At 40.9% G+C, this 11,290-nt stretch carries 12 protein-coding genes, 1 other RNA gene and 1 pseudogene; 11 read left to right on the top strand and 3 right to left on the bottom strand.

The features are described from left to right. Nucleotides 1-393 precede the first annotated feature (393 nt). The 8 genes from ACFE90_RS30345 to queF all read left to right on the top strand — a co-directional run bounded on the left by ACFE90_RS30345 (nucleotide 394) and on the right by queF (nucleotide 5,752). On the top strand, nucleotides 394-1,737 hold the full coding sequence (locus tag ACFE90_RS30345; protein WP_375506066.1) for a calcium-binding protein: 1,344 nt from the start codon (nucleotides 394-396) through the stop codon (nucleotides 1,735-1,737). 337 nt (nucleotides 1,738-2,074) lie between these two features. Next, a complete protein-coding gene (locus ACFE90_RS30340) occupies nucleotides 2,075-3,517 on the top strand; it encodes a PQQ-dependent sugar dehydrogenase (protein ID WP_375506065.1) in 1,443 nt (480 codons plus the stop codon). A 53-nt stretch (nucleotides 3,518-3,570) separates the two neighbouring features. Then, nucleotides 3,571-3,711: a hypothetical protein gene (locus ACFE90_RS30335; protein ID WP_375506064.1), complete on the top strand. Its 141-nt coding sequence runs from the start codon at nucleotides 3,571-3,573 to the stop codon at nucleotides 3,709-3,711. A 172-nt stretch (nucleotides 3,712-3,883) separates the two neighbouring features. Further along, nucleotides 3,884-4,150 (top strand): YciI family protein, encoded by a 267-nt coding sequence (locus tag ACFE90_RS30330; protein ID WP_375506063.1) that lies wholly within the window; start codon nucleotides 3,884-3,886, stop codon nucleotides 4,148-4,150. A 38-nt stretch (nucleotides 4,151-4,188) separates the two neighbouring features. Then, nucleotides 4,189-4,285, top strand: an RNA gene (ffs, locus tag ACFE90_RS30325) — signal recognition particle sRNA small type. A gap of 25 nt (nucleotides 4,286-4,310) precedes the next feature. Further along, nucleotides 4,311-4,697, top strand: coding sequence for a phasin family protein (locus ACFE90_RS30320; RefSeq protein ID WP_375506062.1), 387 nt, complete (start codon nucleotides 4,311-4,313; stop codon nucleotides 4,695-4,697). A gap of 156 nt (nucleotides 4,698-4,853) precedes the next feature. Then, a complete protein-coding gene (locus ACFE90_RS30315) occupies nucleotides 4,854-5,252 on the top strand; it encodes a hypothetical protein (protein WP_375506061.1) in 399 nt (132 codons plus the stop codon). 80 nt (nucleotides 5,253-5,332) lie between these two features. Then, nucleotides 5,333-5,752 (top strand): preQ(1) synthase, encoded by a 420-nt coding sequence (queF, locus tag ACFE90_RS30310; protein ID WP_375506060.1) that lies wholly within the window; start codon nucleotides 5,333-5,335, stop codon nucleotides 5,750-5,752. Between the two features lie 152 nt (nucleotides 5,753-5,904). On the opposite strand, the gene pstS is transcribed toward queF, so the two are convergent. The 3 genes from pstS to ACFE90_RS30295 all read right to left on the bottom strand — a co-directional run bounded on the left by pstS (nucleotide 5,905) and on the right by ACFE90_RS30295 (nucleotide 9,310). Continuing rightward, complete coding sequence (pstS, locus tag ACFE90_RS30305) at nucleotides 5,905-6,984, bottom strand: phosphate ABC transporter substrate-binding protein PstS (RefSeq protein WP_375506059.1); 1,080 nt, start codon at nucleotides 6,982-6,984, stop codon at nucleotides 5,905-5,907. Between the two features lie 157 nt (nucleotides 6,985-7,141). After that, nucleotides 7,142-8,539: a cytochrome c biogenesis protein gene (locus tag ACFE90_RS30300; RefSeq protein WP_375506058.1), complete on the bottom strand. Its 1,398-nt coding sequence runs from the start codon at nucleotides 8,537-8,539 to the stop codon at nucleotides 7,142-7,144. Nucleotides 8,540-8,569: 30 nt separating this feature from the next. Then, complete coding sequence (locus tag ACFE90_RS30295) at nucleotides 8,570-9,310, bottom strand: cytochrome c biogenesis protein CcdA (protein ID WP_375506057.1); 741 nt, start codon at nucleotides 9,308-9,310, stop codon at nucleotides 8,570-8,572. A gap of 183 nt (nucleotides 9,311-9,493) precedes the next feature. Here ACFE90_RS30295 and ACFE90_RS30290 point away from each other — a divergent pair, with 183 nt between their 5' ends. The 3 genes and pseudogenes from ACFE90_RS30290 to ACFE90_RS30280 all read left to right on the top strand — a co-directional run. Next, nucleotides 9,494-9,790: a protein kinase gene (locus ACFE90_RS30290; RefSeq protein WP_375506056.1), complete on the top strand. Its 297-nt coding sequence runs from the start codon at nucleotides 9,494-9,496 to the stop codon at nucleotides 9,788-9,790. Nucleotides 9,791-10,067: 277 nt separating this feature from the next. After that, a complete protein-coding gene (locus ACFE90_RS30285) occupies nucleotides 10,068-10,394 on the top strand; it encodes a hypothetical protein (protein WP_375506055.1) in 327 nt (108 codons plus the stop codon). Continuing rightward, nucleotides 10,363-11,157, top strand: a pseudogene (locus tag ACFE90_RS30280) (ATP-binding protein); the annotation flags it as partial. The gene ACFE90_RS30285 and the pseudogene ACFE90_RS30280, both read left to right, overlap by 32 nt. Nucleotides 11,158-11,290: the final 133 nt, after the last annotated feature.

Here is an 11,290-nt window from a genome sequence, read left to right as displayed (position 1 = left end):
TTTATAAAAAAACATTAATTTTTAAAAAAAAAATAATTAAAGTTTATAACCATTTTTAACAGTATTAGAAATCCAAAAGATTAAATTTTTAAGATTTAGTAAACAAGTTGACGTAACTTTATATTTCATGTTAATTAAGTAATTACAGGTAAGTTAAATATAGAAAAATAATCAAAATAAATTTTGAAAATTTTGACCCAATTACTTACAATTTGCATAATCAATAATTAACCAAATCAATAATTAATATTTTCTAAGTAATATTGGTATTAATTAGGTTAAAAAAACATCTGTATTTAAACCTACAGTTTTAATTAATCTACATTGAACTTATAAAAAGTTCTGTAACTGAGGCCGAAATTAGGCATTATTTAGAAATTTAGGAAAAATAATATGGTAGTTATTTTCGGCACTACAAATCCTGACACCAGAAATGGGACATCGGGAGATGATACGATATATGGTTGGGCTAATGGTGGTAATGCCAATAGTTTGTCTGGTAACGATACACTAAATGGTGCAGATGGTAATGATAATCTATTTGGCGGGACGGGAAACGACAGTTTAATCGGTGAAATTGGCAATGATACACTGGATGGTGGCTTGGGTAGTGACAGCTTGAATGGGGGAGTAGGCGACGATACTTACGTCATTGACAGTGCTAGTGACACTATTACCGAGGCTAATAATTCAGGTATAGATACTGTCCGGTCTTCTGTCCCCTACACACTGGATGCCAATCTGGAGAACCTGAGACTGAGGGAAGGTAGCGCCATCAACGGGACAGGTAACAGCCTTAATAACATAGTGTTTGGTAATACTGCTAACAACACTCTGAATGGGAGAGCAGGCGATGACACGCTAGATGGTAGTAATGGCAATGATACCCTCAATGGTGATAACGGCAATGATAGTCTACAGGGCGGGCCCGGCAATGACATACTCAATGGGGGGTCTGGAAACGACATCCTCATCGGTGTTTTCCCTAGCAGTCCCCTTTCACCTGGATTAGGAGAGACTGATACTTTAACTGGCGGCGTTGGGCTAGATAGATTTGTCCTTGGGGACGCGATAAATGTCTACTACGACGATAAAAACACTACGAATGCTGGTCTTGGCGACTTAGCTACTATTACTGACTTCAACCCTAGTGAAGATCGAATAGAACTTAAAGGCTCCCCAAAAAACTACCGCTTGCAATCTGTTGGAACTAATACACAAATATTTTTAGACAAACCTGGAGGAGAGCCAGATGAGATCATTGGTATTGTGCAGGGGCTAGTAAATCTCAGACTTGATAGTAATGATTTCCTTTTCTATGAGGGGGAAAATGCTGGACAAGCTACAAATAATACACTAGGCAGCGCTGAAAGATTTGGTTCTTTATTATCAGGCTCAGACGTTAATCTCTCAGGTGAGTTAGTAACAGTTCAACCAACAGACAATCCCGATTTCGACTTTTTTACATTTTCTCTAGCAAATCCAGGAACTGTGACTATCACTGCGGCGACAACTGATGATACAGTTATCGGACTGTTTAACAACGCTGGGATTTTACTGCAAAGTGATGATGATAGTGGCCCCGACTTTGGGTCATTAATTACCGCTTCATTAAATGCTGGAACCTACTCAATTTCAGTGAGTAAATATGCTTTCTTCCCCCAAGATGGCGGAACTTTCTCTGGCTCTAGTGATAGCAACACTGCTCCTTATACACTAGAAATCAGTTTGGCATAAGAACGTTGTCAACTTAAAAAAGTATTGCATAATAAGGCTGATTGGGGAATACTTTTACTACTAGTTAAAGGGACACGAGCATGTTTCCCCGTTCCTGAATAAAAGACTATTTATAAACTAAGTAGGCAGGCATAATTAAACACAAAATAAAATCCTAGTTCGTAGTGAGCGATTCATCACTCAAAACAAGGATTGTCAGGAATAAAGTCCTTAATACAATTCATTTATTTACGCCGATTTATTTAGTATCGATTGCTCAAACTCAGAATCTCTAAAATTGTTCCTCCTTAAAGTACATTTAGCAACAAAATTATCTGACTCTTTTATGAACGCAATAATGAATAGCATTAACTCATCCAACCAAAAGCAACGCAGATTTATTGGTAAGTTTGCTCTCAAAACCTACTTCGTTGCTGCTAAAACGCTGTTATTTACAATAGTTATATTAAATTATGGCGCTACTGAAGTAAATGCTGCACCTAAAGCCTTGCGTCCTGATATTCAGATTCGCAATATTACGAATACCTTATCAGTCTCTGCTTCTGTTCGGATTGTAAAAGATCCACGAAACAATACCCTCTATTACCTCAAACAAAATGGTGATATTTATCAAGTCAATTTAGGCTTGTCTAATAGTAGACTTGTGTATAACTCTAGTAATCATAATCTAGGTGAAACTCAAGGAATGGCCATTGATCCTAATGGCACAATTTATTTGGTTGGCAATGCAGACCTTGTAAATAACCAAACTAAAGCAATTATTGTTAAAGGCGAAATTAAGTCGGGTACAGAACAGCGTGTCTGGTCTATCTTAGCTAAGAGTGCAGGCTATCCCAAAAGCAAAACAGCCTATGACCATCGCTTCAACGGCGTGGTTGTTAGCCCGGATGGTAACTTTATCTATGTGAATAGCGGTTCTCGTACCGATCACGGTGAGGTTCAGTCTGTTAATGGGCTATATCCTAATACTCGCGAAGTAGGATTAACCGCTTGTATACTCCGTCTGCCTGCTAATGGCAAAAATATTTTTCTTGCAAACAATCGAGCAACTTTAAAGGCAAGTGGCTATATTTTTGCAGAAGGAACACGTAATACTTTCGATATGGCTTTTGCGCCCAATGGAGATTTATTTGGCACAGAAAATGGCCCCGATCGCGACATGTCAGAAGAATTAAATTGGCTCCGTCAAGGTGGTAATTACGGCTTTCCCTGGCGGATTGGTGGGACAGACAACCCACAACAATTTCCCAATTATGATCCTGCCAAAGACCTTTTATTAAGCCCCAAATTTAACGCCGTCCAAAGGGGTTACTTTCGTAACGATCCAACCTTTCCTGCTCGGCCTGGAAACTTGATTGAACCAATTCCTAATTTTGGGCCGGACGCAGACAATTTCCGCGATCCTCAAGATGGAAAAGTCAAAGACGCCAGTGTTCTTGGGCAAAGTTTGAGTACTTTTTCAGCACACCGTTCTCCTTTGGGCTTAGTTTTTGATACAGAAGGAGTACTGAGTCAAGAATTCAACAGAGATGGATTCATGCTGAGTTTTACAACAGGCGACCCCACTGGCGAAACACTACCAGGCCCTTTTAAAGATTCCGGCCAAGACCTATTGCATTTAAAGTTAACTAAAGTAGGAAGTAACTATAAATTGAATGCTACCCGCATTGTTGAAGGTTTTAGTAATCCCATTGACGCTGCGATTATCGGCAATAAGATTTATGTTTTGGAATATGGTGGAAATCAAGGAATTTGGGAAATCACTATGCCAACTAAATGAAGCAGACTGAGTATTAGTGAGGTTCTTGCTTACCTGGTTCTGGCGTATATCCAATGTCCGTCCCTCATCCTAACGGGAATGTACCAATTCAACCGCCAGGATCTTGGGGTCAAGGCGATCGCGGTGCTAAGGGATATCAAAATAGCGGTACATCCGAGGTCTTTGACTTTGACGAGTTGCAAACAGACCAGTGATTATAATACTGAAAATCGCGCCTGCTCAGATTCCCGACTTCATTTAAGAAATCGGGAATCTTGTTGTTTACAAATTCTGCCATAGTTATCGGGTTTATTCGCTACTAAAATGCTACTCAAAAAGAGTAATAACTTTAGTAGGAAGTCCTTTGTAATAGGAGATGACAAGCAGATGCCGTGGTTTGTAAAAATTGAAGAAGGGAAAGTCGATAAACCTACCTTTGACCAATATGTACCTGCCCACAAAGCCTACATTCAGAACTTGATTGCTAAAGGACACAAAGCGCGAACAGGCTATTGGGCAGAGCAAAAAGGCGGAATGTTGCTGTTTGAGGCAGCCTCAAAGGAAGAAGCAGAAGCAATTGTAGCTGCTGACCCGTTGGTGAAACACGGCTGCGTCAACTATCAGCTTTATGAATGGCGGATTGTTATGGAATAACACACACATTACTGACTTTTAATGTTATGCTTTGAGTAGACCTGGATCTATGCGATCGCAACACCCAAATCTTGTCAGAACCGGAAGGTAGCAGCAACACGGGAGGCTTGTGGTAGGCGTAGTCTCCGGGTCGCCCTATTTGTAGGAGCGGTCAGGGAGAATGGCTGGTTTTGGAGATATTGTTCAAAAAGCTTTTTACCTCGGTGTTGGATTAGCTTCTTACGCAGGTGAGAAAGCAGGGGGAAAATTAGCCGAAGTGCGATCGCAAGTCCAAAAACTGGCAGATGAAATGGTGGCAAAGGGCGAAATGAACACAGAAGAAGCCCGCCGCTTCGTTGAAGATATGATGAAGCAAGCCCAACAGCCACAAGCATCTGGTGAAACCTCTGAAAAAACACCTCCTTCTGAACCTCGCCGCATTGAAATTTTAGAGGAAGATGAAGAACCAACGGTGAAAGAGGAAGCAAGTGATGATAATACGGAAAAATTACGGCAAGAAGTGTTAGACCTGCAAAACGAGTTAAAAAGATTGCAACGCGATCAATAAAAAGAATTGTTTGATCGAAATATTAGTAAGAAGTAGCAGTTTGACATGGCACTTCAGATAGAAACTTGATAAGATACATTGCTTAGTGTTTACTCTAGTCCTTCAAGCCAGATAACACAAAGCGTCCTGTTTATAGCCTGCAAAGGTGTCAAGTTTATGGAACAGTGGCAAAAAGATTTAGTAGAGATCGTTGAAACAGTGGCTGATGAAGTAGAGCGTTTCTTCCTGGGAATGAGTGAAATGGTGGACGCTTTTTTTGAGCTAACGGAAGAAATCACCGAGCAAGTCCCTAACATTGCCATTGAAGTCGATCAGTATTTACAGGATTTGACTGAACCAATGTTTGAAGCTTACTGGGAACTGGAAGACATTGTAGCAGATGTAGATTCAGGTTTTCCTTATTCAGTTGAACCCACAGCCGAAAAAAATCCTGCGTGTATCGGTTGTACTCACTACCACGGTCAAGTTTATAGTGGTAATTTGTTAGTTTGTGCCATGCATCCCCACGGTTGTGAAGATGAGAATTGTCCAGACTGGGAGAAGGAAGAGTATTGAGTGGGGAGTAGGGAGTCAGGAGTTAAAAAGCTACAAAATTAATAAAAGGACGTAAAGACAAGTAAAATAACTAATGACAAATGACAAATGACAAATTACCCGAAAGTGTAACCCAGGCAAGCCAAGATATGAAGTATGGCGAACGCGATATTGCAGAAGGTAAACTAATTACCTTTCCGAATCCGCGTGTGGGGAGGCGATATGACATTAATATTACTTTGCCGGAATTTACTTGTAAATGTCCGTTTTCTGGTTATCCTGACTTTGCGACAATTTACGTTACATATATACCTGATGAACGGGTAGTGGAATTGAAGGCGCTTAAGCTTTACATTAACAGTTACCGCGATCGCTACATTTCCCACGAGGAATCTGCCAATCAAATTTTGGATGATTTTGTAGCTGCTTGCGATCCGTTGGAAGCCACTGTAAAAGCAGATTTTACGCCTCGCGGCAATGTACATACCGTGATTGAAGTGCGTCATCACAAGTACCCATAATGAAAATTTTGGCTTGTAGTGAGGACTAAAGTCCTCTCTACGAGACGCTAGGCGAATAAAATCAGGACTTTTTACTCAGGTTGATTAAGCGGACACGATATAATTTCTTATTATCAAATAACGCCGTCAGCCTACCCTAAACTAAAAACTATTTATTCTCCAATCTTCTTTGCAGCAGATTGCACTTGAATCACAACTTTTTGAGACAAAGGAATATATCCAAGTTCCAAACTGGATTTTTGCCCCTCAATTAAAGCCCAATTAATAAAGTTTTTCAGCGCTTGAGCTTTGACTCGGTTTGGATATTGGTGATAAGTTAAAAACCAGGTGTAAGTAACGATGGGATAAGACTGGGAACCTATAGGATCGGTGATAAAAGCAATCAAGTTATCGGCAGGTAATTTTACTGCCTCTAAGGTTTGAGCTACAGATTCTGGTGTCGGCGTAATATAATTACCAAATTTATTTTCCAAAGCAGCCATAGGGAGTTTATTTTGTTTGGCGTAGACGTATTCTACATAGCCAATAGCTCCTGGTATCTGTTGAATTAAGGCGGTAACACCTTCGTTACCCTTTCCACCAATTCCCACTGGCCATGCTACAGATTTACCGGCTGCAACTTTGCTTTTCCATTCTGGACTTATAGCACTTAGATGTTGCGTAAATACGCTTGTAGTCCCACTACCATCAGTTCGGTGTACAACCTGAATCGGTAAATTGGGCAAATTTACTCCTGGATTAGCTACAGCTATTTTCGGATGATTCCAATTCGTTATTTTTCCGAGAAAGATATCTACGTAGACTTGGCGTGATAGCTTTAAACCAGTTGGCAGATTGACTTGAGATGACTGGCGGACGACTGGCGCAAGGTTGTAAGCCAGCACAATAGAACCAGCACTTATGGGTAAAGCGATCGCTCCCCGTTTTATCTTAGCTGCTTGTTCATTTGTAATTCCTACATCACTAGCTGCAAAGTCCACAGTACCTTCAATGAGTTGTTGCACTCCAGCACTGCTTCCTATCGCTTGATAATTTATTTCTACATTGGGATTTTGCTGGTTATAATCTGAAAGCCAGCGTTCGTACAAAGGTGCGAGAAAACTTGCCCCAGCACCTACAAGAGAAACACGGTTGATGTTTCGATTATTGGCAGTGCAAGAAGCAATATTCAACACGATAGCTATTAACGGTAGAAGGTAAACGCGTCCCTTGAATTGAAATTGAGCAGACATAGAAATCTTTTGTTCCAATGTTTAATAAATACCTCTATTATTTTTCCAATTTGTAGCCGTGGAAGTAGCGTAATTAATTGTAAATAACTTTGAAATGCAAGGAACGCAAAGTAATCCTCTGCGTTCCTATGCGATTTACTTTGCGCCCCTGAAGCATTTAAACTTCAATCGCCGCCTCTTTTTCTTCACCTTTTGGCTGTGAACTCAGGCGATCTAAAATCTCCAAAACCTCTTGTTCAAAAGCAACTTGGGCGCGATTAGTTTTGCCACCCACATACAAGCGATCGCCTTTTTGTAATGCCCATATTTGTGAATGAGAAAAGTAACTCATTACCACACCCAGCATTAGTAAACCAAACCCTGAGTAAACAATTGGTATACCTGGATCGGCTTTAATTTGTAAGCCAGTGCTGCCAATGATATCCAGAATTTTCAGCTTCACGCCATTAACTTGGGTAGACATCCCAGCGCGGACAGTATCAACGAGTTTGCCTGTGGGATCATAAATTAATACCATCCCTTGTAAGTCTTTGGCTAAGAGGGAGACACCCTCACTCAAATCTGGTTTTGTAGGAACCCACGTTCCCCAAATGCGCCCTTGTCCATTAGTGTTCAATTGCGCCATTGGTAGCTGAAAAACCGGGCTATTGTTAAATTGGACGCGAACACCTGCAATTCCCCAATCAGTTTGATAGAAAGTGATGCCATGATAGCGCAGAGGCTCATTGACAAAAATCTTCTTATGGTCTACTTCCTCGCCCTGTTTATTCAAGACAGACATATCTGAATAAAATTGATCAATGCCGCCAGATGGTGTATAGTCAATCCAAAAACGATTAACTCGCACAGACCAATCTTTCGGGATTTTTGCGGCTAAAGGGCCAGCATCGACAATATTTGTCACTTGAAATGTATCGCCACTGGCAACCATTTCCTGAGCCAAAAACCCAGTCATCGCCCCCCAAATTCCCCCGATCAGAATAGCGACGATACCAATATGAACGATAATTGGGCCGATGCGTCCGACTATTCCTTTACGGGCATAAAGGAGATTTTCTTTTTCCTGATCTTGATAAATTTTATAGCGGCGTTTCTGTAATATTTGGCTGAGAGAATCGAGGGAACAAGTATCTAGTTCTGCACTTAAAGCTAACTTTTGAAATTGCCGTGGTTCGTCGTAATATTTCCAGCGTTGGGCAGCTTTTAAGGCTGGTAACTGACGAGTAAATGAACAAGCAGTTAAGCTAGTACCAAATAAAATGAGTAATGCCAGAAACCACCAGGTACGATATACATGGTCTAACCCAACTACCTGAATTACCTTCCAAGTTAAGAAACCAAATAAAGCTGGATGTTCTGGGTAGTTAGCCTGGTAAAATGCGGGTGATTGACCTTGCTCAATTACAGTACCAGTGGAGCTAAAGATTGCAATCAATAGCAGTAGTGCGATCGCTAGTCGTAAGTTTGTCAGTACAGGCAAAAGCTCTTGCCGTAAGAACTGCCCAGGTACTGCCCACCATTTTAATTCTTTCGACGCTGAATCTTCTAAAGTCATTATGTGTAAAATCTAACAAAGGTATTGATATTAAAAACTGCCAAGGGGAATTCGAGAAATTAAAGAAAATACACCGAATCCTACCAACAGCGCCCCACTAACTGGGTTAATCCAACCAGACCAGCGACGCAATTCTAATAACTTTTTAATTGAAGCTGTAAAAGTACCCGCCAAAATCAATGGTGCTACATAACCGGCTGTGTAAGAAAGTAGCAAAACAGCCCCTAAAATTAAGTCTTGTGTATTGGCAATCCAGCCCAACAAACTAGCTAAAACAGGTGTGCTACAAGGGGATGCGACTAAACCGAAAGTCAGCCCCAGCAAATAAGAACGCAGTCCTGCTGGTAAATCTTGCGAAATCCAATTCGTTTCGCCCAAGGATGGAAATTGCAAAGGTAGCGCTTCTAATAAGTTCAGCCCCATGAGAATGGCGATAATGCTGACGATAATCGGCAAACCAATTCCCACTTGACCGTAGACTTTTCCGACAAAAGCTGCTATTATCCCAAGCCCTGCCAATGTAGTTGCTAATCCTAAAGCAAACCAAGTTGATTGGGCAGCTGCTTGCAAGCGACTTTTAGCTTCATAACCGCCAATGTAACCAATGGTAATTGGCAGCATAGAAAGCATACAGGGTGTAAGACTGGTAAGCAAGCCAGCAGCAAAGATGATACCAACACTCACCACGCTAAGGTGTGTCAATTGGTTAGAAACGAGGCTGTTGGCAAATTGTTCTAGTTGGTAAATTTGGGTTTGCAGGTTATCAAGCATGGGGACTTTCTGAGCAGGAAATGCTTACTCTGCTTGCATTTTAGCTTATTTTTCGTTTGGGAGTTAGCAGAACGTAAATTATCCAAACTTAATATCATCTAAATTTCATCTGCCCAAGGAAATGTATCTAAAATACAATTAAGCTCGAACTATATTTGAAGAAGCACGGCTGGAGTATTTGGCATGATGATTGCATTACCCGGATTTCAAATTGTTACTTTATTAAAAGCAGGGGTAAAAGCAGTCATATACCGTGGAATTAGGGTTAAAGATCAGTGTCCGGTAATTATTAAAGGGCTACGTGCAGAACAGTGTACACCCAATAATATTGAACAAATCAAACATGAGTATGCGATCGCTCGCAGGTTAAACACCGCAGCCGTAGTTAAAGCTTACGCCTTAGAGATGCATCAGGGAATCCCTTATTTAATTATGGAGGATTTTGAGGCGCGATCGCTCGATCAGTTGCTAGACCCTTAAATCTTGTTTATGTAAATCAATTGATTGCTGATACCTTACATAGTTCAGTAGAACAAGTAGAACCTCTTGCTCAATTGATTATCCAAAAAACTGACGGCAATCCTTTTTTTATCAACGAGTTTCTAAAAACACTGCACCAAGAAAATCTGCTGAATTTTGACCCCCCTTTACTTCCCCCCTTACTAAGGGGGGAAGTAAAGGGGGGTGGCAATGGAATTTAACTCAGATTAAAGCCCAAGGGATTACAGATAATATTGTTAGTTTGATGATTGGGCGGATGCAAAAACTGCCAGCCGCAACTCAACAGGTGCTTAAGTTAGCCTCTTGTATTGGTAGTCGCTTTGATTCAGAAGTTTTAGCGATTATTGGTGAACAATCTATTGAAGAAACAGCGAATGCACTTGTTGATGCAATTTTAAGAGTGACATTGGGATTAGAAGCTTTAAAACTTTTTGGGGTGACATTCCCTTATACAAATGAGGAAGTGCAAGCTGCGATCGCCATTGATAATGTCCGCCTTTACCAAGAAGCACAGCAAGCACAAAAAACAGCAGAACGAGCATTAGAGCGCATTGCCACAAGTTTTTTGGAATATCCTTTCTAATGCCATCAAGTTTACTCCCACTGGGGGAGAAGTAAAAATTAAATTAGAGCAAATTGGCTCACAGGTACAAATCTGTGTCACTGACACAGGGAAGGGGATTGCACCTGAGTTCTTACCTTATGTCTTTGATTATTTCCGTCAAGCAGATAGTGCCACAACTCGAAAATTTGGCGGTTTAGGTTTAGGATTAGCAATCGTCCGGCATCTTGTAGAACTTCACGGGGGAACTGTTCAAGCTCATAGCTTGGGCGAAGAACAAGGAGCAACTTTCACTGTCAAAATTCCATGCTTAGAGAATGAAAGCAAAGGAAGCAAGGATACAAAAGATAACTCCTCACTTGTGGAAGATCAGTCCTTACCCTTGTCTGGCTTAAAGATTCTCGTGGTGGATGATGACGCAGATATGCGAGAGTTTTTGCCTTTCATGCTGGAGCAATATGGTGCAACTGTGATTGCTGTAGCCTCAGCCATTGAAGCTTTAACTGCACTGAGTCAATCCCAGCCAAATTTGCTCATAAGCGATATTGGGATGCCAGAAATGGATGGTTACATGTTGATGCGACAAATAAGGAGTTTGCAACTAGAGCAAGGTGGGACAATTACAGCGATCGCTTTAACTGTCTACGCTAGTGAGATAGATCATCAGCAAGCGATCGCTGCTGGATTTCAACAGCATATTTCCAAGCCTGTAGATCCAGAAGAATTGGTGAAGGCGATCGTATTATTAGACTTATTGAAACAGAATAAAGGCGTCAGTCGTTAGAATTCAGCATAAATTCTGTACGACTCGCGGATCTGAATCCCCCACCTCTTGGGGACTTCAAAATTACTTTTTTTTAAAGGAACTCCAAAAAATAAATTATCCAATTTCTAGACTTCACTACGACTTTCCCTCC

Source organism: uncultured Nostoc sp. (genome assembly GCF_964245445.1).
Taxonomy (GTDB): domain Bacteria; phylum Cyanobacteriota; class Cyanobacteriia; order Cyanobacteriales; family Nostocaceae; genus Nostoc.
The sequence above is the reverse complement of the archived record's forward strand: the minus strand, read 5'-3'. Positions and strand labels throughout refer to the sequence as shown.